Here is a 24817-nt window from a genome sequence, read left to right on the forward strand (position 1 = left end):
TCATGCCGCGCCGCGCCTCGTGCGCATCTGTCCGAAGGTGGCCAGCAACACCGCGCCCAGCACGCACGCGACACCGGCCAGTTGCGCCGCGCTGACGGGTTCGCGCAATACCACCGCGGCCAACGCCACCGCGCTCACCGGCACGAGCGCGGTCATCAACCCCGCCTCCGCGCCGCTGATCCGCGCGGCGCCCGCGTACCAGAGCACGAAGCCCGCCACGGTCGGCACCAGCGCGTAATACAGCACGCCGCCGAGCGCGCTCGCACTGACCGGCAAGGCCCACGGCTTTTCGAAGCAGGCGGGCACGAGCGCGACCGCGAAGCCAATGCCGCACATCAACGCCGACAGCGGCAGCGGCGCAACCGCCGTGCGCAGCTTGCGATTGAGCAGGATGAACAGCGCCTCGCAGACAATCGCGAGAAACACGAGCGCGTTGCCCGCCAGCGAACTCGCCGCATGCGGCGCGACGAACTCACCGGGATGCACGGTGCAGATCAGCACGCCCGCCGTGGCGAGCACGATCGCGCCGAGCAGCGCGGGCGCGGGGCGCTCGCCGAGCGCGAGCATGGCGACCGCGGCCGAGACGGCGGGCAAGGTGCCGGCAATCACGCCGGCATCGGCAGCCGAGGCGAGTTTCATGCCGCTGATCAGCAACACCGTATAGCCGACGCTGCCCGCACCGGCCTGGGCGATCACGAGCAAGGTATCGCGCCGCTCGAGGCGCGGCCAGCGCATGCCGCGCCAGCGCATCGCCAGTACGAACAGGGGAAAGGCAATCGCGAAACGCAGCGCGGTGGCGCTGAACGGCGGCAGTCCTGCCGCGATGGATTTACTGACCACCACCGTGCTGCCGACCCCGACCATCGCCAGCGCGCAAAACAGATATCCGGCATGACGCGAATTCATGGTGCTGTCCTGTCCGTTGGAACGAGCACGAAGATTAGCGGCATGCCGACTGACGGTCTTGAACGAAATTGCAGCGGAAAAGCGTGTCGCCGACTCGACTCAGCGCGCTCACGGCGCCGCCGCCGACGCTGGCCCGGCGCCAGATCCATCGAGTATCCTGAGCGAGCGGGAGCGGAATGGCGCTCGACCAGAAACACCGAAACGGGGCCCTCGGGTACACACTTTGCATCCGCACGAAGAAACCCGAGGCAAGCCGGCTCAACCGCAAAAAAACAGGAGTCCCTCAATTGGTAGAATTTCCGTCTTCGGCGGTATCGACCTGGGGCGGCGCGGTCGTGTTCCTCAACGTCCTGTTGACGCGGCTCGGCGTGCCGATCCCCGCGGTTCCGGTGCTGCTTTTCGCGGGCTCCGCGATCGCTGCCGGCACGCTGTCTTTCTGGCCGATCCTCGGCGCCGCCGTGCTCGGCGCGCTGATCGGCGACGGCGCCTGGTTTACGGCCGGCCGCCTGTACGGCCGCAAGCTGATCGCCGCGCTGAGCCGGCTCTCGCCGGCCATCGATCCCAAGGTGAACAAGGCGCGCGCGCTATTCGAGCGCTTCGGCGTGCCGCTCGTGTCGATCTCGAAGTTCGTCCCCGGACTCGCGCTCATCACCCCGCCGCTAATGGGCACGACCGCCGTGGATGCCCGCATCTACGCGGCCTGGGATCTGGCCAGCGCTCTCGCATGGGGCAGCTTCTGGCTGCTTGGCGGCGCCGCGGCGGAACGGCAGTTGCATATGCTGCTCGATTTCGTCAAAGCCCGCGGCGGCACGGTGATCGACGTTCTGCTCGCCGCCGCTCTGGTTTATCTCGCCTTCCGTTTGCAGCAACGGCGCCGCGAGCGCCGCCGTTTCGCGGATGCCGCCGCCGTTGCAGCCGCCGAGGCCGGTGGCGGCGGATGGCGCCGCATCGCGCCGCCCAAGGTACTCGACGCCCGTCCGCAAACGCCTTCGCTCGAAGCGCCGCGCCGCATTCCGGGCGCGCTCGCGCTCGACCCGCACTCGCCGGAGCAGATCGACGGCGCCCTGCGGGCGCACGACATGGTGATCTATTGCATTTGCCCGGACAGCGCGACCGCGGTCGACATCACGCAACGCATGCGGCACAACGGCTATACGAGAATTCGCGCGCTGAGGGGTGGCCTCGACGCCTGGCAGCGGCGCGGCTTTCCGGTCGAACCGCTTGCACCGGCCGACGAACTGAGCACCGGCAAACGTGCCCCGCAACCGCGCGGCGACGCGCGCGGCGCGATCACGTTGCGCGGCTTCGCGCCGCGCAGCGGTCAAAGCACCTGAACCGCACCGTGCGCGCTCTGGCCGGAGCCGCCACCTAAGACGGCGAGTCCTGCGGCATGGGACGCTCCGTCAGCATGTCCGAACTGACGCGATTGCGTCCGGCCGCCTTCGCGACGTAAAGCTGCCGGTCTGCCGCGGCCAGCAGATCGAGCGCATTGGCGCCCTCGGCCGGCACACAGGTCGCGCAACCCACGCTCACCGTGACCGTAGCCGACTCGCCATCGCCGTGGATGACATCCTGCCCCTGCACCTTGCGGCGAATCTTCTCCGCCACCTTGAGCGCGCCCTCGGCCGAGGTGTCCGGCAAGATCACGGCGAACTCCTCGCCGCCGTACCGCGCCACCACGTCGACCCAACGGCGCACCGCCGCCGAGATGCATTCGGCCACCGCGACCAGGGCTTCGTCGCCGCTCGCATGGCCATAAGCGTCGTTGAACTGCTTGAAGTGATCGATGTCGATGAACAGCGCAGACAGCGGTTGCCCGCTGCGCCGCGCTCGCCGCCATTCTTCGTCGAGCCGGGTATCGAGCACGCGGCGGTTGCCGAGGCCGGTGAGCGGGTCGGTCGCCGCAAGACGCACCAGCGCGGCCTGCGCGCGCAGTTTGTCACGCAACGCCAACGACAACAGCCAGGAGACCATCACGAATACCGCGCCGAACGTGAGCGTCAGCACAGCGGTAATCCAGTTGCGGTGCCACCACGGCGCCAGCACTTCGTCCACGGAAGGCGCGACCACGGCGATCAGCGGCGTGCCCGGCACGCGTGCGTAGGTGAACATGCGCCGCACACCGTCCACGGCCGAATTCGCCACATACGTGCCCGCGTTATGCGCGGCCATGATCTGGAAGGTGGGCGATTTCGCGATGCTCGAACCGATATCGCGCGGGGATAACGGTTTGCGCGCCAGCAGGGTGCCGTCGTCCATCACGATGAACACCGACCCCAATCGGCCCGTGCTGATCCGATCCAGCAGATGCTGAAAATATTCGATGCGAATAGCCAGCAACGCGACACCGTCGAAGCTACCGTCGATTTCGTCGATGCGCCGCGTGAGACCGATGGAGAGTTTGCCGTCGCGCAGCCGCGAATGGAACGGATGAGAGAAATACAGGCCCACGGCGGGGCTGCGTTGATGGACCAGAAAATAGTCGCGGTCCGCGAGGCTGACCGCGGTATTGACGTCGCTCTTCTGCGAGGCGACGACCCGGCCCTCGCGATCGATCACATAGGCGCCGCCCAGGTAAGCCGCGGTTGTCGCGCCGTCGAACAGCACCGCGCGCCGCACGTCCGCGGGCAACTTCCACGAAGCCGGGTTGCGCGCCCCGTCGGCCATTGCCTGCAATGACAGGTCGCAGATTTCCACGTTGCGTTCGAGCTCCGTGGAAATGATCGCGACGAGGTTTCGCGAGGTCTCGCGCGCGTGATCGAGCGCATCGGCCCGGCCACTGCTGAGCGTGAGCAGCGTCAAGCCCGCCATCGACACGGCGACCAGCGTGCCGGCCACGCCGACAAAAAACGGCTGGTTGCCCACGTATCGCGACACGCCGGCGCCATAGGCGCGTAATTTCTTGTGCAAGCGCCGGCGCAGCGAAAGCCTTTGATGTACCACGTGCGCCTCGCCTCCTTCGCAGTTGATCCGCATGCCTCCCGCTTATGCGGATGCGCAGCCAACGTTGTTATTCGGATGCCACCTGTGCCGTTTGGTTCGCGCATACGCACGAGATGCGCGCTGCATCATAGTTTGCGCAGCAGTCCCGCCGCCGCGCGCATCCGCCGTTTGCGCTCTTTCCTGAGCCATTGAAGCGCCGCGTCGGTATCGCCGACGCCGGCACCGGCGAGCAGGGCAATATTGTCCCGCAGCAACATCTCGCTCGCGACCACGTCGTTCAGCGTACCGAATCGTTTCTGGATCTGTTTCAAACGTTTGAGGGTACGTTTGCGCCCGCCGCTCAGGACGGGTTCGAAAAACTCAAGCAGATAGCGCAGTTTCTTTCCCGCCTTCCTGACGTTGTGAAAGGCCGCGTAGTTGGATCGCTTCGCACCACGCGCGCGTTTCATCCGCTTCTTCAATGAACGCTCCGAAGCCGCCACACGCCGAGTGGCGAACTTGCGCAGCGGCATGCGCTCATGGGCCGTATTCAGTTCTTTGGACGCACTGGACAACGCTTCGCGCAGCAGATGTTTGACGTCGGCGTTCGAGAGCGTTTCGCGGCTCGTTGCCAGCGCGCCGACGCGAGCGTCTTGGAGCTTCGGCACCATGTCGCGCGCGCCGTTGCCTTCTTTCGTCAGCAATTCGATCAGGATGTCCCAGTCGCGCGTTTTGCCGGCGGCCGCGGCCAGATACTTATAGAGGGCACGTTGCCGCGTATTTTCGCCTTTTTCCAGCAACGGCTCGAACGCCCACCACAGGGAACGCAAACGCCGCAGCGAGACGCGCAGTTTGTGCAGCGCTTCCGGCGAGGCGTCTTCGCGCACCGCATTCGCGTATTCGATCGCCTCGCCGACGAGCGGCGCCGCATAGGATGCGAAGGCCGCTTGCGCAGAAGGCGCGGCAGCGGCTGGATCACTGCTGACGGGTCGTTTATCGGCTTTGCGGCTCGCGCGTTTCATTGAAGATCCCTGGATACACCGTCCTGACAGCCTAGCAAAAAAAGGACCTAACGGGTATGCACTCCGCAATTCATGGCCGGCACGCCGTGCAGCGACTATCTTTGACACCTGCGACGATGACCTGCAAGTGATCTCGGCCACGTGACCGTCGACGTTTCGGCGTTTTTTTCGGCGTTCTCATCTGCGCTCTTTTCGGCGTTCTTTTCGGACATCTGAGCATCCGGATCGGACAATTTTGCAAACCGTGTTCCGAAGCGGTGCACGGCCAACGGCCGTGCACCTCGGCGCCACGCCCCTGTCATCATTACGACACACAGTCCCCGCAGGATCGGAAGCTCCGCGACAAACTTTGGGGCTCACGCCATGCCGGAACTTTCGTATCCACAATCAGGCACTGCTAGCGGAAAGGGGCGCAATATCGGCCTCATCATCTTTCTCGCGGTGATTCTGGTCGGCGCCGTTTATTGCGCCGTGCACTTACTGGATGATTTACAGCCGGTCCGCGAAAGCTCGGCTCTGCCTTATCTGCTGCTCGGTGTTGCGCTGCTGATCGCGCTGGGTTTCGAATTCGTCAATGGCTTTCACGATACGGCGAACGCGGTCGCGACCGTCATCTACACGCATTCGCTTGCGCCGAACCTGGCCGTGGTGTGGTCGGGCGGATGGAATTTTCTCGGCGTGCTCACGTCGAGCGGCGCCGTTGCCTTCGGCATTCTGCAGTTGCTGCCCGTCGAGCTGATCTTGCAGGTGGGGAGCAGCGCCGGTTTCGCGATGGTCTTCGCGTTGCTGATCGCCGCGATCATCTGGAATCTCGGCACCTGGTATTTCGGACTGCCGTCGTCGAGCTCGCACACGCTGATCGGCTCGATTATCGGCGTCGGCCTGATGAATCAATTGATACACGGCAGCAACGGCACGAGCGGTGTGGACTGGAATCAGGCGCTCGGCGTCGGCAAGTCGTTGCTGTTTTCGCCGCTGGTGGGCTTTCTCGCGGCAGGTTTGCTGCTGCTGATCCTGAAAGCCGTGGTGCGCATTCCCGCGCTGTATGCCGAACCGAAGGGCAAGGAGCCGCCGCCCTTCTGGATCCGCAGCCTGCTGATCCTGACCTGCACGGGCGTTTCGTTCGCGCACGGCTCGAACGACGGCCAGAAAGGCATGGGCCTCATCATGCTGATCCTGATCGGCACGGTGCCCACGGCCTACGCGCTGAACAAGGCAGTGACGCCGGCGGAAACGCAAACCTTCCTCGCGGTCGCGCATCAGACCTCGGCGACGCTCGCCAAATACACCCAGGGCGCCGCACCGTCCGCCAATCCGCGCGCCGATGTCGAGACCTATGTCCGTACTCACCAGCTCACGCCCGCCACGTTGCCGGCCCTGCAGCAACTGACCGAGATCATTGCCGGCCAGGTGGGCGCGTCCGGATCGATGGCTGCCGTGCCGCAGGGCCTCGTCGACAACGTGCGCAACAACATGTATGAGCTTGCCCGCAAAAAATGGATCCCTTGCTGAGTGTGTAAAACTCACGCAAGGAGGAAGGAAAGATGGGTAATCCGAGAGCCCGATATACGCGGGAATTCATGCTGGAAGCCGTGCGCATGGTCCGCGGCGGCCAGAGCATGGCGGCGGTGGCGAAGATACTGGGTATCAGCCCGAAGACGCTGCACAACTGGGTTAAGGCCGATGCCGCTGGGAAGCTGAACGGCGCAGGCAAACAGGTTTCTCCTGAACAGATGGAGATTGCCCGGCTGCGCGCGGAGTTGGCACGCGTGAAAATGGAGCGCGACATATTGGAAAAAGCCACGGCGTACTTTGCAAAGGTGTCGGCATGAAGTACGCCTGGATCGAGCTTCACAGCCGACAATGGCCGGTGTCCCTGACCTGCCAGGTGCTGGGTGTCAGCCCCAGCGGTTACCACGCGCGCAAGGCGCGGGATGTCGATACTGACCGAGCGCGCCGACGCATCAGCAACGACGCTCTGCTGGTGCACATCAAGGCCGTGCACGCTGAATCCAAAGGCGAGTACGGCTGGCCGCGCGTGTGGAAGAAGTTGCTGGCCCAGGGCATTCGCGTCAGCAAGGATCGTGTCCAACAGCTCATGAAGCTGCACGGCATCAGGGCGAAGACCAAACGCCGGTTCAAGGTCACGACCGACAGCAACCACAGCCTGCCGGTCGCGCCGGACCTGCTGCAACGAGACTTCTCTCCCGCGCGTCCAGATCAGGTCTGGACTACGGACATCACGTACATCTGGACGGACGAGGGTTGGCTGTTTCTGACCGTCATCCTCGACCTGTTCAGCCGTCAGGTGGTGGGCTGGTCGATGCAGCCGCACATGCGCACGGAGCTGGTGTCTGACGCGCTGCGTATGGCGTGGTTTCGCCGCCGGCCGGAAGCGGGCCTGATCGTCCATAGCGACCGCGGTAGCCAGTATTGCAGTCGTGACTTCCAGGACCTGCTTAAGGGCTACGGCATGCGCAGCTCGATGAGCCGTCGAGGAAATTGTTGGGACAACGCGCCGACCGAGAGCTTGTGGGGATCGCTCAAGCGAGCACGCATCCTTGGCCAGCGCTTTGCAACGCGTCGGGAAGCGATGGACGAGGTAATCGACTGGTTGAGCTTCTACAATCATTCGCGCTTGCACTCGACGTTGGGCTACGTCAGTCCGATGCAGTTCGAGCGGGACTGGTACGCTGCCCAGAACCAACGGGTGGCATAATCTCACTCAGCTAAGGGATCCGAAATTCGCGGGCAACGTCAGTACGTGGCTTCCGAAGCGATCCGTCTGATGGAGAAAGCCAAACAGCCGGCTTTCTCGGCGGACGACGGCAAGGCGATCGCCAACTTCAAGGCGCAAACGGATCACGCCACCAAGTTCATTCCCACGTGGGTCAAGGTCGCGGTGGCCATTGCGCTCGGTCTCGGCACGATGGTGGGATGGAAGCGCATTGTCGTGACGGTCGGCGAAAAGATCGGCAAGCAGCATCTGACATACGGACAGGGTGCATCGGCTGAAGTGGTGGCGATGCTGACGATCGGCGCCGCCGACATGTACGGCCTGCCGGTTTCCACGACGCACGTGCTGTCGTCGGGCGTGGCGGGCGCGATGGCGGCCAACGGCTCCGGCCTGCAATGGGGCACCGTGCGCAGCCTGGTCCTCGCGTGGGTGCTGACGTTGCCGGCTTCCATCGCGCTGGCGGCCGGCTTGTACTGGGTGTTCCGGGCGGTGTTCTAAGTCTGCGCGGCGGCCGGTTCCAGCACTGGCCGCGGCACGAAAAAGCGCGGCTCGTGGCCGCGCTTTTTTTTCACCGGGCCATAGTAAGGCGGCCGCTCAATACACCTCAGGCACGATCATCGACGACGGCACCGGCTGGCGGCTGTATTCGTCGTGATAGACGCGCGCGGGCAATTCGATCTGCGGGTGCTCGATCTCGTGATACGGCACCTGGCTCAGCAAGTGGTGAATGCAGTTCAGGCGCGCGCGTTTCTTGTCGACCGCCTGCACCACCCACCACGGCGCTTCGGGAATGTGCGAGCGCTGCAGCATCACTTCCTTGGCCTGCGTATAGGCTTCCCAGCGGCGCCGGCTTTCAAGATCCATCGGGCTCAGCTTCCACTGCTTCAGCGGGTCGTGAATACGGTTCTGAAAGCGGATTTCCTGCTCTTCGTCGGTAATCGAAAACCAGTACTTGAGAATCTGCACGCCGCTGCGCGCCAGCATTTTTTCGAATTCAGGCACCGAGCGGAAGAACTCTTCGTACTCTTCGTCGCTGCAAAAATTCATCACGCGCTCCACGCCCGCGCGGTTGTACCAGCTGCGATCGAACAGCACCATTTCGCCGCCAGCCGGCAGATGCGACACGTAACGCTGGAAATACCATTGCGTGCGTTCGCGATTGTTCGGCGCGGGCAGCGCCGCCACGCGGCATACCCGCGGATTGAGCCGTTGCGTGATGCGTTTGATCGCGCCGCCCTTGCCGGCCGCATCGCGCCCCTCGAAAATGACCACGAGGCGGTGGCCGGTCTGCACGATCCAGTCCTGCAGCTTGACGAGTTCGCCCTGGAGCCGGAACAGCTCGCGGAAGTACATCTTGCGAGCCTCGCGATGCTCAGGCGTAAAACCCTCCGCGCCGTCGATGATGCGGTCGTCGACCTCCATTTCGAGTTCTTCGTCATAGGCGTCGATCAGGTCCTCTTCGAAACGGCGCTGCCGCTCTGCCATCAGTTCGGCTTCAGGTCTCGGATCCTGCTCTTTCATTGCGGCTCTCCTGGCAACGGAAATGGTTAGGCGCGCGGCGAAAAGCGCGACGCGGACCCGCTCGATTATCGAAGCGGCAGGTGTCAGCCGTGTTACCGGCACGGCCCGCGCCTTTCGACGTCCATGATAGCGAGTTTATGGAACCACCCGGCGGCCGCCCGGCACTAGCGCAACGGTTTCGCGAAGCTGATTTCGTGGCCGTCCGGATCCGTGATGTGGAAGTAGCGCTCGCCCCACGGCGCGTCGGACGGCTCGAACGACGGCTTCAGGCCCGCCGCCAGCGCCTTGCGGTAAAGCGCATCGACATCGGATACATAGAGGATCACGCGGCCCCACCAGGCAACCGGCGCGCGCGCATCCACGATCAGGTTCAGATACGAATCGCCAAAGGCAAACGATGTGAACGCCTCCTGCGGGCCGCCGAACTTTATCGGGAAGCCAAGCGCTTCATAGAACAGCACGGCGCGCGGCATATCGTGGGTGGCAAGCGTGATGGCGCTGATCGACTCGATGCGCGGTTCGGTGGGCCCGTTCGCGGAGGCTGACGTGGCGGGTGAGTTCATGGCGGCTGTCTCCTTGGCATGACGGGCGTCTACGTGTCCAGCACGGCGTATGCCGCGCTTTGGAAGGCGCCGCCGCGCGCCGGGCTAGGTGGCGTTGGCGTTGGCGTTGGCGCTGGCGTTGGCGTTGGCGTCGGCGTTGGCGTTGGCGTTGGCGTTGGCGTTGGCGTTGGCGTTGGCGTTGGCGCTGGCGCTGGCGCTGGCGCTGGCGCTGGCGCTGGCGCTGGCGCTGGCTTCAGAAAGTGTCTCACAGCCCGCGCCGCGCCAACCCGCCCGGCCCACGGCACTTGAAAACTTTGGCGGTGCCCCGCATCTGCGGTTCCGTTTATCCGGAGCATCGCCATGGGAAGCCGCCCACGCTTCATCGATGACCTGTCGCGCGCCGCATCCGACGCCCCCGGGCCCGAAATACTCAATCCCTTAGCCGACGACGCCCTGCTCGACGCCTATTCCCGCACCGTGATCGGCGCGCTGGAACGGGTTCAGCAGGCCGTCGCCTTCATTTCCGTCGAACGCCGGCTGCCCGGCGCCCCGTCCGGCCACGCACGCGGCACGCGCGGCGGCACCGGCTCGGGCTTTCTGTTCACGCCCGACGGCTACCTGCTGACCAATAGCCACGTCGTGCACGGCGCCACCCATATCGAGGTGACGCTCGCCGACGGCGCGAAATTCGACGCCGATCTGGTCGGCGACGATCCCGGCAGCGATCTGGCCGTCTTGCGGATCGGCTCTCCGGAGCCGTTGCCGCACGTCGAACTCGGCGAGTCCTCGAAGCTGCGCGTCGGGCAGATCGCGATTGCGGTCGGCAATCCGCTCGGCCTCGCGCAAACCGTGACGACGGGCGTGGTCTCGGCGCTCGGCCGCTCGCTGCGTTCGAATTCCGGCCGCATGATCTACGACGTGATCCAGACCGACGCGGCGCTCAATCCCGGCAATTCGGGCGGTCCGCTGATCAATTCGGCGGGCCAGGTGATCGGCGTGAACACCGCGATCATTCCCGGCGCGCAGGCCATCTGCTTTGCCACGGCCATCGACACGGCCAAGTGGGTCATCATGCAGCTCTTCGCGCATGGCCGCGTGCGGCGCGCCTATATCGGCGTGGCAGGCACCACTACGCCACTGTCGCGCCGTGTGCAGCGCTATTTCGGCTTGAGCTCGCAAAGCGGCGTGCGCGTCATGGAGATCGTCAAAGGCAGCCCAGCGGCGCTCGGCGGCTTGCGCACCGACGATACGATCATCGCGATCGATACGCAGGCCGTGCAGGACGTGGACGGTCTGCAACGCACGCTGGACGCGTCGCGTATCGACAAGCCGGTCAATGTGACGGTACTGCGCGGCGCGCAGCGGCTCGAATTGACGCTGACGCCGGTCGAGCAAGCCAGCTGATGTAACGGCAATGGGGCGTGCTTCGGGAGCAGAAAAAAGCCTCGCGTCCGGTTGAACGCGAGGCTTCCTGTTTTCTGTCGACAGCGGCGCTTCTCCGGGGCGACACGAGAAGCGCCGCCCGACTCCCGACAAACGCGCTTACTGGATCACACGCGTCACACCGCGGCCACGCGGATCGGCTGCGGCTTCCGGCGTATCGCCGTTGACCTTGATCGCCTGGATATCGCCGCTGAAATCCTGCCCCTTCAGCGTGTAACCCTTGGCTTCGATCTGTTTGGCGAGTTCGCCGTCGATCGGCTTGTACGGTTCCCAGAAAATCGTGTCCGGCGGCAACAGTTGATGATGGAAGCGCATCGCCGCAACGGCCTGCGGCAGCGGCATGTTGTAGTCGTAGATGTTGTTGATCACCTGGAAGATCGACGTGAAGATGCGCGAGCCGCCCGGCGTGCCGATCACGAGCGATACCTTGCCGTCCTTCGTCAGAATGGTCGGGCTCATCGAGGAGAGCGGCCGCTTCTTCGGTTCGATCGAGTTCGCATCGCTGCCCACCACGCCGAACATATTCGCCACGCCCGGCTTCGCGGAGAAGTCGTCCATCTCGTCGTTCAGCACGATGCCCGTACGGTCGGCCACCACGCCCGAACCGAAATAGCCGTTGATGGTGTACGTGTTCGACACGGCGTTACCCCACTTGTCGATCACCGAAAAGTGCGTGGTCTCCGCTTTCTCCGGCATCGACGTGCCAAGGCCGGCCTGAACGGTCTTCGTGTCCGAAGGCGCGGTCGGATTCACTTCGGCGGCGCGTTTGGCAATGTATGCGTCGTCGGTCAGCTGGGCAACCGGCACCTTGTAGAAGTCGGGGTCGCCGAGATACTGCGCGCGATCGGCGAACACGCGCTTTTCGATTTCCGCGATCAGATGCACGTATTGCGCGGAATTCAGCGGGACGTCCTTGAAGTCGGGCGCAAGATCGGCCTTCATTTTCAGCAGTTGCACGAGACCGATACCACCCGAGGTCGGCGGCGGCGCCGTGTAGACGCGATAGCCGTTCCAGTCGGCCTCGACCGGTTCACGCCAGACTGCTTTGTACTGCTGCAGATCGGCCTTGGTGATGAGACCGTGACCGCGCATGGAAGCGGCGATCAGATCGGCCGTCTTGCCCTGATAGAAGTCTTTGGCGCCTTGATCGGAAATGCGCTGCAGCACACCGGCAAGATCCGGTTGTTTGAAGTCGACGCCCTGCTTCAGATTGCCGAAGTAGGTATCGAAGTTGGTCTTGCCGGCGAAGTCTTTCGCCGCGGCGTCGCGGCGTTCCTGCAGTTGCTGGCTGACCTCGAATCCGTCGCGCGCGTAGTGGATGGCCGGCGCGAGTACCTGCTTCCACTTGAGCTTGCCGAAGCGGCGCTGCGCCTGCCACATGCCGTCGACGGTGCCCGGCACGCCCACTGCGCGGTAGCCGTACAGGCTCATGCCCTTGATGACTTCGCCCTTGTCGTCGAGATACATGTTTCTGGTGGCGGCCAGCGGAGCGCGCTCGCGGTAGTCGAGAAAATACGGTTTGCCGTCCACGTAGAGCGTCATGAACCCGCCGCCGCCGATGTTGCCCGCTTCCGGATAGGTCACGGCAAGCGTGAAGGCAATCGCTACGGCTGCGTCGACGGCGTTGCCGCCTTCCTTGAAGATCTGCTCGGCGGCATCGGCGCTGTATTTGTCGGCCACCGCGATCGCGGAAGCGGTGAGTACCGCGGGCTGCGTTTTCGCGGGCGGCTTCGCGAGTGCGGGCGTGGACTCGAGAAAAGCGCTTGAAACAGAGACGAGTGCGACCAGCGCGAATCCGCTGACCGACGATCTGGCGTTGCGAAACAACTTCATTGCCAATCCCCCAGGACGACGTTCATCTGATGATTACAGGCTCTGTCTGGGGCTTATAGCACGTGAACCGCTTGCTTGCGAAGCCGCTACTTGTCGTAGGCTTCATGTTGCGGCACACAAAAACCGCCGGTTCGGCGGCATGGAAAATCTCGCCCGAAACGCCCGAGACAGGCGTGTTCAGCAAGACGCATGCCGCGCGGCGAAGCGCAGCATGCGCGCTTCACGCGCGGCCGCGACTGCCGCGCGCAATCTCGTCGCCGGCGCCGTGCGGCAGCCGCGCGGTGACGGGAATCGACATGAACGAGAACAGGCCGACCACGAGAAAAGCCGGCCAGAAGTCCGAGAACACGATAGCGGAATGACCCTGCACGTTATGCGAAATCTGCAGCACGATGCCCGCGATCGTCACGCCGAGGCCCAGCGAAATCTGCTGGATCACGCTCGCCACGCTCGTCGCACGGCCAACGTCGCGACTCGGAATGTCCGCGTACGCGAGCGTATTCAACGACGTGAACTGAAGCGACGGAAAGACGCCGCCGAACAGCACCACACACCAGATCAGCCAGTGCGGTGTGCCGGGAAAGAACAGACCGTACACGGCAATGGCGAGACCCGCGCAGCCCGCGTTGAACATCAGCACGGTACGGAAACCGAACCGTTCGAGAATGCGCGATGCCGCCGCCTTCATGAAGATCGAGCCGAACGCAGACGCACAGGTGATCGCTCCCGACTTGAACGCGGTCATGCCGAGGCCTTCCTGCAACGCGAGCGGCAGCAGAAACGGCACGGCTCCGAGACCGATACGGAACAGCGAGCCGCCCACCACGCTCGCGTGAAAACTCGGAATGCGCAGCAGGCGCAGATCGAGCACGGGCAAGTCGACACGGTTCGCGTACAGCACGTACAGCGCGAGTAACACCAAGCCGGCCACGCACATGCCGACCGACACCGTGTTCGACACCAACTCGCCGCCCACCAGCGAAAGCCCGAGCATGAATAGCGACGCTCCGCTCGCAGACAACGCGAAGCCGGTCCAGTCGAGCCGGCCCGGATGCGCTTCGCGCACGTTGGCAATATGCCTGTTCGCCAACCAGATTCCCAGCAGGCCGATCGGGATATTGATGAAGAAGATCAGACGCCAATGCAGATACGTGGTGATGAAGCCGCCCAGCGGCGGCCCGACCACGGGCCCGAGCAAAGCCGGCACGGTCAGATAGTTGACCGCGCGGATAAAGTCGGATTTCGGCACTGAACGGAAAATGATGATGCGGCCCACCGGCACCATCATCGCGCCACCGATGCCTTGCACGAAGCGCGCCACCACGAAGGTGCCGAGAGACGTGGAGGCCGCGCACATCAGCGAGCCGGCCATGAAAACGCCGATGGCCGTGCGGAACACCGTACGCGAACCGAAACGGTCAGCCACCCAGCCGCAGATAGGAATGAAGACGCCGAGGCCAATGACATAGGCCGTTACAGCGAGCTTGAGTGTGATGGGATCCTGGCCGAGATCGCGCGCCAGAACCGGCAGCGACGTCACGATGACCGTGCCGTCCACATTCTCCATGAACATGGCGCACGCGACGATCAGCGGAACAATGAAAGTGCCTAAGGCAAGAGGCATTGGCAGGACGACGGGTTGCAAGGCCGTCGGCGTAAAGCGTCGATTATGGCATCGCATCGGCAACAGATGTTGTTGCGCGAGGTCATTTCAGAGGTGTGCGTACGTGCTGATTGAGCACGCGCAACGAAGCCGCAGGGCACGCGAAGCTGCGAGGGCCAAGCGGAAAAAGCCTGGGCCGGCATTCAGCCGGCCCAGGCTCTATACGTCTACGTCAGCGAAGATGCGGCGGCAAGACTTAGCGCGATGCGCTGACCAGCGGCTGCAACTGCGGCAGGATCTCAGTGCTCGCGCGAACCACGTCGTTCGGGAAATCGATTTCGATCCAGGGCGCGCCGGTCACGTCGGCGGTATGAAACACCTGGCTGCGCTCCAGCAGCAGGTCGCGCACCGCTTCTTCGTGCGGCATGTTGGCCCGGCCGCTCTCCACGTAGCCGGCCACGATCTCCGCGAAGCGCTGCGCGGTTTCCTGACGGAAGCGGAAGAAGCCGACCGATTCGCCAATGGTGTCGTACTCGAGATTGACGGCGAGCTGCTTGCGCAGTTCGACCGGCACATCATCTTTCAGACACAGCTTGACTGGCTCGTCGCCGGCTTCGAAATCACGGTCGATCAGCAGGCGGTTGACCGTCTCGCCCGCCACCAGCGCATTCAGAATGCGCTCGTCGTAGAGCACGTCGGCGTCCATCAACAGCACGTCGCCGCCGCGCGTGAGCGCCTCGGCCACCGTGTGCACCGTCAGCACGCTGCCCAGGTCGTAACGCGTGTTCAACGCCGTTTCCACCTTGTGCGGCCAGTTGATGCGCTCCAGTTCCGCCTGCACCGATTCCGGCTGAAAGCCGAGCGCCAGCACGACGTCGGTCACGCCGGCGTTTTCGAGCATTTGCAGATGCCGTTCGAGCAGGCTCATGCCGTCGAACTGCAGCAGACACTTCGGGAACTGCGCTTGCGGCGGTTGCTGGAGACGCAGGCCGAGGCCCGCTGCGAGGATGATGGCACGCATGCGCGGTCCTTTGAAAAAATACGGAGTTTAATCGACAGCCGGCACGCGCCCCAAGGCACGGCGCCGTTGCCAGCTTCGTTCGCTGAAGTGCAACACCAGCAGACCCGGCAAGCCTAGCAGGATTTCGCGCGCGCGCTTGGCGAGCGACAACGCCAACGCGGCGTCCGGCGGCAAACCCACCAATGGCGCGAGCAACAGATAGCCGCCCTCCTGCACGCCGAGCGAGCCCGGAATCATGAACGCGGCGCCACGAATGGCTTGCCCCAGACTTTCGAGCAGCAGTGCGTCGACCCAGTCCACGGGATGGCCGAGAAAGCGCAGCGCGAGCCACACCTCCACCGTGCCGATGATCCAGCCTACGAGACTCATCACGAAGCTCGCCGCCACGCGGCCGCGTTCGCGGTACGTGGCCTGCACGGCGGCGTCGACGGCTTCGGCGCGCGTCATCAACGAAGACCAGTCGCGCTTGCCGAACATCTTCGAGACCACGCCGAGCAACCGGCCGAACAGACCGCGCCGCTGCGCATAGTAAAACCCAACGATCATCGCGCCCAGCACGCCGGTGGCGATCAGCGTGGCGGTTCGCAGGTCGTGCAGCGCGCCGTGCGCGGCGTAAGCGCCGAACAGCAGCAGGCCGCCCAGTGCGAAGACGATTTGCGCGAGCGCCTGCGCGGTCGTGCTGACCGTGATCGCGGCGGCGGCGTCGCGCAGGCGCATGCCGCGCTGGGACAATTGCCGCACCATGACCACCGGCCCGCCGATCTGGCCGGCCGGCAACAGGCTGTTCACGGATTCGCCGATCCAGCGCGAGAACAGCGCGTCGCGCAACGACAGGTCGTGATGCACACCGTCACGGCGGCGCCGGAACAGCACCGAGATCGCGCCGGCGTCGACCATGAGCGGCACGAGGTGGAACGCCGCGACGAGCGCGAGCCCCCAGCCTGCCGTAAGCAGTGTCGAAGCCACCGAGCCGAAACCCTGCCACGCAAGCAGGCCGACAAACAGCGCCGTCCCGATCGACAGCAGTATCAGGGCCGCGCGGTTCATGCGTGGTCCTTCGCGCGGCGGGTCATCTGGCGGAACACCTGGCGAAAGCCGAAGTACGCGATCGCGTCCTTCATGTTCGAGATGAAGCGACGCCACGGCCGCATGTTGGGATCCGTCACGTACTCGAAAGTGAGCGAGACGCGCATTTCGTTCGCGCCGGCCGGGGTGATGCGATGGCGCAGCTTGTCGCCGTCGAAGAACACGAGGCCGCCCGGCGGAATCTGCACCGAGCCCGGTTGATCCGCGACATCGGGATTGCGCGTGTGCAATTCGTAGTCGAGCCGGCACGACGATTCGTCGATCACGCCGAGCAGCAGCGTGTAGCGGCGTCCGTCATAGTACGAAGTATCGTAGTGCCAGCCGATGTGGTCGCCCGGCCGCGTGTAGTAGTACAGCGCGTAAGCGTGCGGATCGTCGGCGGGCGAGAGCTGCAGCTTGTCGCCGCTCAGCTGTTCGAGCCAGCCGATCAACTCCTTCGAGCGGTACAGCTCGGCGATGAACGGCGCGAGGCGGTCGATCGTATGGCGGCTGACGCTGCCGCCCTGCTTATGGCCCGGCAGATAGTTGCGGTTCACTTCCTCTAGCAGCGAACGCGCGCTGTGGACGAGCTGCGCCGTGACTTCGGGCGCGAGAAAGTCTTCCAGATAAAGAAACGCGTCCTGTTCGGCGAAATCCTTGCGCAGACGCGGGTTGTCGAACCCGCGCGTGCGGCTCGCGATCGCGCGGTCGGCATTCGGCGCGGGCGGTGCGGCCGGCGAACCTGCTGCGGGAACTGGCGTGATCACGTCGTCTTCGGCGTGCGTACTCATTCGCTGGCCCACATCTGGCTGGTTTCGGAGGCCTTGGCGGCAACGGGCGCGGGACGGGCGGCGCGGCGTGCGACCCGCCAATAGTCGATCACCACCCAGACGGCGAACAGCGGCGCCCCGATCGACGCGACCACGACAAAGGGCATGACGACGCTCGTCAGCGTGACGATGGGCAGCAGATACAGCACGTCTTCGGTTTCGAAGCCGCCGACGGACGCCTGCTTCGTGCCCGCCTTGCCGGCCATCTCCTCGATGCGCATGCGCAGGAAGAAGATCAGGGCGACTGCCACGCCGGCCACGGCACCGAGCACGCCCGGCGCAACTTTCAATCCGCCGACGTGTGCGGCGCCCACGCCGATGCCCATGCCGACGAACAGCATCACGGTCACGAGCGCGTCGCAGGCGAGGTCGTAAAAATGACCGATCCGGCTCGACTTTCCGCCGATGCGCGCAAGCTCGCCGTCCGTATGGTCGACGAAGTTCGACAGCACGATCAGGAAGGCACCGGCATTGGCCCAGGCAAATTCGCCGTGAGCAAGGCAGAGCGCGCCTGCCAGCCCGATCAGCAGGCGCAGCGTGGTCAGATGGTTCGGCGTGACCCACGTGTTCACGAGCGGAGTCACGAGCCGGCGAGCGAGCCGCGCGTCCCATGTTCTGGGCGGCGGAACGTTAATTGGAGTTGGGGGTCGCGAATTCATAACCCGGAAATATATACGGGATCGAAAAAGATTGCTTTCTTCCCGCGCGTTTCTTTGCGCTTCGTTCGTTGCCGATTTGTGTCCGCTGCACAGCAAGATTTGCCGAATCGCGATAAAGTGCCAACCAGTTGCGCCTGCCGCGCGGGTACATTTCGATGCGCAAAGTCTTCCGGGTTTTCGATCTCGCGCCCGCCCGTTGCGAACACACTACATCGAATCGGGCCGCCGTCCACGCTTATGAAACGCTTTTTTTTGTCCGTGCTGCTTACTCTCGGCGCCGCTGCGCTGCCGATCACCAGTTACGCCACCGCGCTCGACGCGCCGCTCGCCTGCAATGAAAGCGGCCATCAGTTCATTGCCGATCTCGCGCAGCAACAGTTGATCGATCCAAAGCCCACGCGTGTGGAGAGCAACTCGATCAACGCCTTCTCGCCCATGCCCGGCGCGGATCTGACGGCATACGGCTTTCACGTGTTCGCGGTGGTCGGTTACGAAAAAGACGACCCGATGTTCCGGGTCGGCGATGGCGAGCCGGTCGCGCGTTCGGCCTATGGCGTCGTGGTGGTCGGCGGCGAGGCGAAGGTGCAGAAAGCTGTCGCCGCGTCTGACAGCACGGCGATCGTGCATCGGGTGGCGCCGCTGATTACCGCGATTTTCTGCAAGCGGAATTGAGGCCAGGTGGCGAGACGCGCCGGCTGAAATGGCCAATAGGTAGACAGGAAGACCACGTTCCACGCGCAATAATCGCAGCAGATGGATTTTCCGGGGCCTGCAAGGGCGTCTATCTGCCTCCTGTCAAACAGGGTCCAGCCGCGCTGGTTATAAGTCGGTTTACACCGGCCAAGCGCGCCCGCGAAGTGACGAGGCTCCCTGGTGGGGCGGTCCAAGACAGTCCAGATCCGCCGTCGCTCCCTTATAGCTTGATCCCCGCCGGATCCGCCGTCAGATACCCCACCGTCGCGCCGAAGCGGTCCTTATAGTTCGCCCGCACGAGCGGATCGAGCGTCGATTTGATTTTGTCGTGCAACGGACTTTCCCAGTCGCCGACGTGCTGGAAGTTGCTCATCACGTAAGTCCAGCCGTTGATTTCGTCGACGGCATGCAGGCCTGTCGACTCGGCGCCCGCCGGGCACGAGAGCACCCGCGAGAGCGTCTTCGTATCGACGTTGTACGCCCACAGGAAATTGTTCACGTGCATGCCGCTGTCCTCGCCGATAAAGAGCGTGCGCAGCTTCTCCGAGAACTTGAGGTTGTCCGGGTTCGCAATGCGCTCAGGATTCGCCGTGTTGCCGAGCGCGTCGGGCGTCGACAGGTCTTCGCCGACCAGCGCCGCGGGCGCGGCCATGTCCACCGGCACCCATTCGCTGTCGATCGCGCCGCCGCTGCGGTCGCGCTGGCCGCCCTTCATGTTCAGCGCGTAGACCGCGCCGGCGTTGATCGTCCTGTCGACGGCCACGTCGGTGGAAGCGGCATTGCCGCGCACCATCGACTTCTCGATCCGCGACATGGCCGAATACAGCACCTTGTCCTTGATATTGACCGTCGTGCCTTCGAGCTTCGTGAAGCCCATGCTGCCGCCGGCCAGCGCCGCATAGCGGTGTGTTTCGAGGAAGGTCGCGGCCTGCGTCATGCCGGACTTGACGCGCACCCAGTTGAACGTGCCGTTGTAATTGATCTTCGTGTAGGTCGGATCGCGTGGATCCGTGGTCGAAACGTCCATGATGTCGCTCGCGCGCAGCCGGTCGGCAAGCGCCTCGATCTCGTCGCTGGTCGCGTGGCCCAGGCTGATCCACGACAGCGTTGCCGCGCCCGCGCCGCTTGCGGACACCTGCGTCCACTTCGCCACGTACAGCGTGCCCGCCGACAGATCGGCTTCGCGATCCGCAATGAACATGAACAGACCGCCGTTGGTCGCGTCGTCGCCCATCAGGACGGTGCGCTTGTCCGGCATCACCTGAATCAGCTCGTGCGAGATGCGGCCGAGGCAGTAGTGCTTCCTGATCGAGCCGGTGCCGTCCGGATTGACCGTCACCTCCGGCAGATGGCCGTAGTGATAGGGGTTCGCGCTGGTTTCGTCGCCGTACAGGCTGCGGCTGAAGCCCTTGAACTGGCTATTGCCGGCAATCGTCGTGGCGTCCGGCTCGTACTCTTCGCTCGACAGATGCGTGTTCCACGGCGACAGGCTCGCGCCGCAGGTAATCCACAAACCATGCGCCTTCGACGTATCGACATTCGAATAGCCCGCCAGCGTGAGCTTGCCGGTGGCCGGGTCCTGGTCGAGCGTCAGCACGGCGATCGGCGAAGGCAGCTGGCCGTACATCGAGGTCAGGTTCTGATCGCGCGTGGCGTATTCGAACTGCACGACGGCGAACACCGCGTTGCCTTTGAGGCCCTTCACCGCGGGATTGTCGAGGCGAATCAGCGAGCTGCCGTCCGGGCAATCCGAATAGAACTGCCGCTCCTTGCCCGCCACCGACCTGTCGACGATCGGCTGGTTGTTGATGTCGAAGTAACCGCCCGCGAGGATCGTCCCGCCTTTGACGTTGGGCACGCTGTCGCCGGTGATGAAGAACGGCTGGTACGCCAGCTTGAACGCGCGACTGCTGCCGTCGCTCAATTGCACCGTCAGGGTCGAGCCGACCGTGGTCTTCGCCATCGCGGCCGGATCGGCCAGGCTCGGTGCCGCCATGCTGGCGAACGCCGCGGAAACGAAGTTGGCGGCCGGCTTTACCGGCGTCGCCAGATCGTTGCTGCCGCCGCAAGCAGTCAGCATCGAGGCCGTGGCGAGTCCGCCGAGCGGTAGCATCGGCGCGCCCGCGAGTAGTTTCAGGGCCTTGCGGCGGGAAAGGTCGAACGGCTCAGCCATGTTGTCGTGATCCAGTGTTTGGGTAGCGTGGGTGAACGCACAGCCGGCACGCGCTCGGACCCAAACACATGGCTCACGCTCGCGCCGCTATGACGCGAGGATTCTATGAAGTGAATGTGAAAGTATATTGACAGGCTTTGGTAATGTTTTATTCAGCCGGCAGTCAGCAACCCGCTAACCCAATCCTGCCGCAGGCAGGCGCGATGTCTAACCCGGCCGGCGAAACCCGTTCTCGACCCACGCTGTAGCGCTCGCCTTGCTGAGCTTGAAATTGGGCGCCACCTGCACTTGCGCGAGCTGTTCGCCGAATGTGTCGAGCGCGGTCAGTACCGCATACGGCTCGTCTTCGTCGGGAACGATGTCGAGCGTGATGTCGAGTTCGTCGCAGCCATCCGCGCTCGCGACTCGCACTTCTTTATGCAGTTGCGCGCGCAGTTGCTGCTCATGACGGCGCAGCACTTCAGACGCCGTCTTCACCAGCGTATTGAACGCGGACGTGTCCAGCGGCTTCGGATCTTTTTTGTTGCGACCCATCGTCCACGGTCCGACGAGCGCGGGTTCCGCTTCACCATCCTTGATCATTTCGACGGCCCAGCCTTCGTCGTCTTCATTCTTGATGACGCGCGCGGTCCAGCCGTCGTCGCGCCACAGCCGCGCCTCGTGCACGGTTTCGCCCGGTTCGGGCGAGCCTTCCGTCGTGAAAGCTTCAGCGGGGTCGGACGATGGAAGGGGTGTATCGGTCATTGCAGGTTCACTCACGTTCGCGGGGGGCGGAAACACTCTCGAGCACGCAATTCTACCCGCCCCGCGCGCGGCGAACGCGGCGCCCTGACGAACGGATAAGCCGCGGCGGCGTAATTGTCATTGAAATCATCAATGCCGCCATTCGCGGTGAACTTATAGCCCAATTATAAAAAACATAAAAAAACGCGGCCCGTGGGGCCGCGTATAAAGATGAAAAAGACACCCTTGGTCAAGGGGCGAGACGGATTGTAGAACTGTAATTCTCCGGAATAGACTGTATGAACTGGAAGAGTACATTGCGAAAAACAGAGTGAATCTCAATCTATCTCTAAATAACGAGAACCCTTACTGCTCATGGGTTGCGACGCGACGTCGCAGTCAGGCGACATCGTAAGGACTGACAAGACCAGAATGAATTTATCATCGCACAGAATTTTTTCTTTATTTATCCGCACTTATCCAATTAATTTGCCGCTATTACGAATTTGAAAACTGATTGTTGCGCCATTTGCAATTCAAGATAGGAATAACGGGACTACACTTCGCACCGGATCGTCAGGCAGCCGGCGGAATCGGCGGTAAGCACTGGGATGCGATTCTCTACGCACTGTTTCGGAGTTATCTAATCATGAAAAAAACCCTCATCGCAGCAGGCCTCCTGGGCGCGGTTGCCATCACCGCCCACGCGCAGAGCAGCGTGACGTTGTACGGTACGCTGGACGCCGGTCTCGTGTACTCGAACAACCAGGGCGGCCACAGCAACTGGCAGCAAGGCAGCGGCGTGGCATCGGACACGTACTTCGGTCTGCGCGGCAATGAAGATCTGGGCGGCGGTCTGCACGCCATCTTCACGTTGGAAAGCGGCTTCAACCTGAACAACGGCAAGTACTCGGAAAGCAACACGATGTTCAATCGTCAGGCTTTCGTCGGTCTGCAGAGCGACAGGTACGGCGCGCTGACGCTCGGCCGTCAATACGACTCCGTGGTCGACTACCTGGCACCGCTGTCCGCAGCCGGCGCGGGTTACGGCAACAACCTCGCGGGTCACCCGCTCGACAACGACAATCTGGACAACTCGTTCTCGGTCAAGAACGCCGTGAAGTACACGAGCGCGAATTACGCGGGCCTCAAGTTCGGCGGCCTGTATGGCTTCAGCAATTCGGCCGGCGACTTCTCGAACAACCGCGCATGGAGCGTCGGTGCTTCGTACGAGAACGGTCCGTTGAACGTGGCCGCGGCTTACCTGCAACTGAACAAGTCGGGCAGCTCGAACCTGAGCGGCGCGGTATCGCAGGGTGACGGCACCGCGGCAGTCGCAGCCGATCTGCAACGCACGTTCGGCGCGGGCATCAACTATACGTACGGCCCGGCAACGGTCGGCTTCGTCTACACGCACACGCAACTGGACGGCATCAGCGGCGTGGACGTCGGCGGCACGACCCTGCCTGGCGTAGCAGGCACCAACCTGCATCTGGACAATTACGAAGTGAACGGCCGCTATGCACTGACGCCGGCACTGAGCCTCGCGGCGTCGTACACGTTCACGGACGGCAAGATGTCCGGTTCCAACGGTTCGGGCGATCCGAAGTGGCACACGGTCTCGCTGCAAGGCGACTACTCGCTGAGCAAGCGTACCGACGTGTACGTGGAAGGCGTGTACCAGCATGCGTCGGGCGAACTCGGCAACTTCGGCGCGAACGTCGCGGCGATCAACACGCTGGCGCCGTCGTCGACCGGCAATCAGATCGCGGCGGCAGTCGGCCTGCGTCACCGCTTCTAAGCGTTTCAGGTGGCACGTGCGGAGCGAGTGTATCGATTCGCTCCGCAGTCAACCCGCGCGTGACACGATCACGCCGCGGGTTTTTTCATGGCCTTACGTTTGGACACAATGCGGGCGCCCGCGGATAGTGACGGCGCGCACACCCGGTGGGTATACTGGGCCCGGCTGCCTTCCTTGCCGCAATGCCAGCATGTCGTCGCGGTTGAACGGCGGCTTCGTCGCGAAGCATGACGTCGCGCTGAATCGCGTTGCGCTTCGCCCGCGCCCCAAGTTCCCGCGTACGACCGGGGACGCCGACGACCGGACCATGAAAAGACTTCTCCTGCTTGCCCCCGCTGCTGCCGCGCTTGCTGCTCTCTCCGGCTGCGGTTCTTCCAGCGGCCCCGCCCACGACGCGTCCCTGCCGATGATGTACGTGTCTTCGCAACGCGCCCCTGCCTATATCGCCGATTGCCTCGAAAGCCGTTTGTCGCGCGTGCGCACGTCGCGAGTCGGCGGCGCGACGGAGATCGCGGTCGGCTCGGATTCCAACAACTCGTATTTCGTGACGCTGACGCCTTTTAACGCGGGCTCGGTCATCAAGGTGATGCACCCGGCGAACGCACCAGACGATCCGCCGGAACCGGAAATGCGCTTCGACATTGCACGCTGCGCGACCTGAGCCTCGTCATACGCGCGCGTTTTGAACGCCAGGCCGGTACGCGATTTTTTTAACTCGCGTGCCGGCTATTTTTTTATCCGCGCATCTGCGAACATAGCCGCCCTTTGTCTTTCATGCGGCGCTCGCGCCGCGAGTGTCGATGGCATCCAGCAAAGCACATCACGCTACCGGTTTTGCGGCGGGCGTCATCGCGGCGGCAATCGTCGCGCGCAGCGGCGGCAGTGGCGGTTCGTTGCATCCCGGCGTGGTGTTGAGTTTCATCGCCGGCGTGGCCGGAAGTACGGCGCCGGACTGGCTCGAAGTGGCGTGGTGGTCGCGGGCGCGGCGTCTGTGGATCACGCATCGCACGCTCACGCATTGGGGCGTGGGATGGCTCGCGTTGCTGGCGGCGTCGTATCACTGGCTGGGGCATTCGGTCTACGCGGCGCCGGCGTTCGGATTCGCCTGCGGCGGCCTGATGCATCTGCTCGCCGATTGGCCGAACCCGCTAGGGGTGCCCTGGGTTGCGGGCAGGCATTCGTTAAATCTCTGGAACAGCGGGCACTGCGATCTGATCGTGGTGGCGGCTTCGTGGGCGGCGGCATGGTTCGTCGGGCAGCACGTCTGGTTGCACGGCGTGCATGGCCTATCCCTGCTGCAGCATTTGAGAACCGGATAAACGT

20 protein-coding genes and 2 pseudogenes are annotated in these 24817 nt (G+C 63.7%); 9 read left to right on the forward strand and 13 right to left on the reverse strand.

All coding sequences use genetic code 11. The features are described from left to right. The gene (locus tag BXE_RS33705; RefSeq protein ID WP_011492605.1) at positions 1-906 is read right to left on the reverse strand and encodes a DMT family transporter; all 906 of its coding nucleotides are present in this window, start codon (positions 904-906) and stop codon (positions 1-3) included. A gap of 287 nt (positions 907-1193) precedes the next feature. On the opposite strand from BXE_RS33705, the gene BXE_RS33710 reads away from it, so the two are divergent. Next, positions 1194-2240 carry a VTT domain-containing protein gene (locus BXE_RS33710; protein WP_040124450.1) on the forward strand — a complete coding sequence of 349 codons (1047 nt, stop codon included), beginning with the start codon at positions 1194-1196 and terminating at the stop codon, positions 2238-2240. Between the two features lie 34 nt (positions 2241-2274). Here BXE_RS33710 and BXE_RS33715 read toward each other — a convergent pair whose 3' ends face one another. Together BXE_RS33715 and BXE_RS33720 are read right to left on the reverse strand one after the other, a co-directional pair. Further along, a complete protein-coding gene (locus BXE_RS33715) occupies positions 2275-3849 on the reverse strand; it encodes a sensor domain-containing diguanylate cyclase (RefSeq protein WP_011492607.1) in 1575 nt (524 codons plus the stop codon). Positions 3850-3974: 125 nt separating this feature from the next. Then, positions 3975-4850, reverse strand: a complete 876-nt coding sequence (locus BXE_RS33720; protein WP_011492608.1) for a CHAD domain-containing protein — start codon at positions 4848-4850, stop codon at positions 3975-3977. 363 nt (positions 4851-5213) lie between these two features. Between BXE_RS33720 and BXE_RS33725 the strand changes: the two are divergent. From BXE_RS33725 to BXE_RS33740, 3 genes and pseudogenes are all read left to right on the forward strand, one after another. Next, positions 5214-6329: pseudogene (locus BXE_RS33725) on the forward strand (inorganic phosphate transporter); the annotation flags it as partial. Positions 6330-6394: 65 nt separating this feature from the next. Next, positions 6395-7569, forward strand: a protein-coding gene (locus tag BXE_RS33735) for an IS3-like element ISBxe1 family transposase (RefSeq protein ID WP_085953580.1) whose coding sequence is annotated in 2 segments (ribosomal slippage) — positions 6395-6650 and positions 6650-7569 — 1176 coding nt in all. Because the reading frame shifts where the segments join, the coding sequence is not laid out codon by codon here. 42 nt (positions 7570-7611) lie between these two features. Continuing rightward, positions 7612-8085 (forward strand): annotated as a pseudogene (locus tag BXE_RS33740) (inorganic phosphate transporter); the annotation flags it as partial. A gap of 96 nt (positions 8086-8181) precedes the next feature. On the opposite strand, the gene ppk2 reads toward BXE_RS33740, so the two are convergent. Both ppk2 and BXE_RS33750 read right to left on the reverse strand, forming a co-directional pair. Continuing rightward, on the reverse strand, positions 8182-9108 hold the full coding sequence (ppk2, locus tag BXE_RS33745; RefSeq protein ID WP_011492609.1) for a polyphosphate kinase 2: 927 nt from the start codon (positions 9106-9108) through the stop codon (positions 8182-8184). Between the two features lie 164 nt (positions 9109-9272). After that, entirely contained in the window at positions 9273-9671 is a 399-nt protein-coding gene (locus BXE_RS33750) for a VOC family protein (RefSeq protein ID WP_011492610.1), read from the reverse strand. Positions 9672-10010: 339 nt separating this feature from the next. On the opposite strand from BXE_RS33750, the gene BXE_RS33760 reads away from it, so the two are divergent. Then, positions 10011-11054, forward strand: coding sequence for a S1C family serine protease (locus tag BXE_RS33760; protein WP_011492611.1), 1044 nt, complete (start codon positions 10011-10013; stop codon positions 11052-11054). 138 nt (positions 11055-11192) lie between these two features. On the opposite strand, the gene ggt is transcribed toward BXE_RS33760, so the two are convergent. From ggt to BXE_RS33790, 6 genes are all read right to left on the reverse strand, one after another. Next, positions 11193-12926 (reverse strand): gamma-glutamyltransferase, encoded by a 1734-nt coding sequence (gene ggt / locus BXE_RS33765; RefSeq protein ID WP_011492612.1) that lies wholly within the window; start codon positions 12924-12926, stop codon positions 11193-11195. Between the two features lie 220 nt (positions 12927-13146). Further along, positions 13147-14550: an MFS transporter gene (locus tag BXE_RS33770; RefSeq protein ID WP_011492613.1), complete on the reverse strand. Its 1404-nt coding sequence runs from the start codon at positions 14548-14550 to the stop codon at positions 13147-13149. A gap of 235 nt (positions 14551-14785) precedes the next feature. After that, the gene (locus tag BXE_RS33775) at positions 14786-15550 is read right to left on the reverse strand and encodes an NTP transferase domain-containing protein (protein WP_011492614.1); all 765 of its coding nucleotides are present in this window, start codon (positions 15548-15550) and stop codon (positions 14786-14788) included. 27 nt (positions 15551-15577) lie between these two features. Next, complete coding sequence (locus BXE_RS33780) at positions 15578-16597, reverse strand: lysylphosphatidylglycerol synthase domain-containing protein (protein WP_011492615.1); 1020 nt, start codon at positions 16595-16597, stop codon at positions 15578-15580. Continuing rightward, entirely contained in the window at positions 16594-17406 is an 813-nt protein-coding gene (locus BXE_RS33785) for a HalD/BesD family halogenase (protein WP_011492616.1), read from the reverse strand. The genes BXE_RS33780 and BXE_RS33785 overlap by 4 nt, the downstream gene beginning before the upstream one ends. Beyond that, positions 17403-18104, reverse strand: a complete 702-nt coding sequence (locus BXE_RS33790; protein WP_011492617.1) for a CDP-alcohol phosphatidyltransferase family protein — start codon at positions 18102-18104, stop codon at positions 17403-17405. Before BXE_RS33790 ends, BXE_RS33785 begins: the two co-directional genes overlap by 4 nt. A 237-nt stretch (positions 18105-18341) precedes the next feature. Here BXE_RS33790 and BXE_RS33795 point away from each other — a divergent pair, with 237 nt between their 5' ends. Further along, on the forward strand, positions 18342-18776 hold the full coding sequence (locus BXE_RS33795) for a hypothetical protein (protein ID WP_040124441.1): 435 nt from the start codon (positions 18342-18344) through the stop codon (positions 18774-18776). 241 nt (positions 18777-19017) lie between these two features. On the opposite strand, the gene BXE_RS33800 is transcribed toward BXE_RS33795, so the two are convergent. Next, complete coding sequence (locus BXE_RS33800; RefSeq protein ID WP_011492619.1) at positions 19018-20970, reverse strand: PhoX family protein; 1953 nt, start codon at positions 20968-20970, stop codon at positions 19018-19020. A gap of 207 nt (positions 20971-21177) precedes the next feature. Further along, on the reverse strand, positions 21178-21714 hold the full coding sequence (locus BXE_RS33805) for a hypothetical protein (RefSeq protein WP_011492620.1): 537 nt from the start codon (positions 21712-21714) through the stop codon (positions 21178-21180). 628 nt (positions 21715-22342) lie between these two features. Between BXE_RS33805 and BXE_RS33810 the strand changes: the two genes are divergently transcribed. The 3 genes from BXE_RS33810 to BXE_RS33820 all read left to right on the forward strand — a co-directional run bounded on the left by BXE_RS33810 (position 22343) and on the right by BXE_RS33820 (position 24813). Then, positions 22343-23494, forward strand: coding sequence for a porin (locus tag BXE_RS33810; RefSeq protein WP_011492621.1), 1152 nt, complete (start codon positions 22343-22345; stop codon positions 23492-23494). A gap of 190 nt (positions 23495-23684) precedes the next feature. After that, complete coding sequence (locus BXE_RS33815; RefSeq protein WP_049782312.1) at positions 23685-24155, forward strand: hypothetical protein; 471 nt, start codon at positions 23685-23687, stop codon at positions 24153-24155. A gap of 139 nt (positions 24156-24294) precedes the next feature. Beyond that, positions 24295-24813: a metal-dependent hydrolase gene (locus BXE_RS33820; protein ID WP_011492623.1), complete on the forward strand. Its 519-nt coding sequence runs from the start codon at positions 24295-24297 to the stop codon at positions 24811-24813. The last annotated feature ends 4 nt before the right edge of the window (positions 24814-24817 follow it).

It is taken from the genome of Paraburkholderia xenovorans LB400, assembly GCF_000013645.1.
Taxonomy (GTDB): domain Bacteria; phylum Pseudomonadota; class Gammaproteobacteria; order Burkholderiales; family Burkholderiaceae; genus Paraburkholderia; species Paraburkholderia xenovorans.

What these genes read in the sequence shown, in the direction of transcription:
- BXE_RS33805 (WP_011492620.1), bottom strand. Translation starts at nt 21,714, where the DNA reads ATGACCGATACACCCCTTCCATCGTCCGACCCCGCTGAAGCTTTCACG.
- BXE_RS33815 (WP_049782312.1), top strand. Translation starts at nt 23,685, where the DNA reads ATGTCGTCGCGGTTGAACGGCGGCTTCGTCGCGAAGCATGACGTCGCG.
- BXE_RS33790 (WP_011492617.1), bottom strand. Translation starts at nt 18,104, where the DNA reads ATGAATTCGCGACCCCCAACTCCAATTAACGTTCCGCCGCCCAGAACA.
- BXE_RS33750 (WP_011492610.1), bottom strand. Translation starts at nt 9,671, where the DNA reads ATGAACTCACCCGCCACGTCAGCCTCCGCGAACGGGCCCACCGAACCG.
- BXE_RS33720 (WP_011492608.1), bottom strand. Translation starts at nt 4,850, where the DNA reads ATGAAACGCGCGAGCCGCAAAGCCGATAAACGACCCGTCAGCAGTGAT.
- BXE_RS33800 (WP_011492619.1), bottom strand. Translation starts at nt 20,970, where the DNA reads ATGGCTGAGCCGTTCGACCTTTCCCGCCGCAAGGCCCTGAAACTACTC.
- BXE_RS33810 (WP_011492621.1), top strand. Translation starts at nt 22,343, where the DNA reads ATGAAAAAAACCCTCATCGCAGCAGGCCTCCTGGGCGCGGTTGCCATC.
- BXE_RS33795 (WP_040124441.1), top strand. Translation starts at nt 18,342, where the DNA reads ATGAAACGCTTTTTTTTGTCCGTGCTGCTTACTCTCGGCGCCGCTGCG.
- BXE_RS33780 (WP_011492615.1), bottom strand. Translation starts at nt 16,597, where the DNA reads ATGAACCGCGCGGCCCTGATACTGCTGTCGATCGGGACGGCGCTGTTT.
- ppk2 (WP_011492609.1), bottom strand. Translation starts at nt 9,108, where the DNA reads ATGAAAGAGCAGGATCCGAGACCTGAAGCCGAACTGATGGCAGAGCGG.
- BXE_RS33770 (WP_011492613.1), bottom strand. Translation starts at nt 14,550, where the DNA reads ATGCCTCTTGCCTTAGGCACTTTCATTGTTCCGCTGATCGTCGCGTGC.
- BXE_RS33785 (WP_011492616.1), bottom strand. Translation starts at nt 17,406, where the DNA reads ATGAGTACGCACGCCGAAGACGACGTGATCACGCCAGTTCCCGCAGCA.
- BXE_RS33760 (WP_011492611.1), top strand. Translation starts at nt 10,011, where the DNA reads ATGGGAAGCCGCCCACGCTTCATCGATGACCTGTCGCGCGCCGCATCC.
- BXE_RS33775 (WP_011492614.1), bottom strand. Translation starts at nt 15,550, where the DNA reads ATGCGTGCCATCATCCTCGCAGCGGGCCTCGGCCTGCGTCTCCAGCAA.
- BXE_RS33705 (WP_011492605.1), bottom strand. Translation starts at nt 906, where the DNA reads ATGAATTCGCGTCATGCCGGATATCTGTTTTGCGCGCTGGCGATGGTC.
- ggt (WP_011492612.1), bottom strand. Translation starts at nt 12,926, where the DNA reads ATGAAGTTGTTTCGCAACGCCAGATCGTCGGTCAGCGGATTCGCGCTG.
- BXE_RS33820 (WP_011492623.1), top strand. Translation starts at nt 24,295, where the DNA reads ATGGCATCCAGCAAAGCACATCACGCTACCGGTTTTGCGGCGGGCGTC.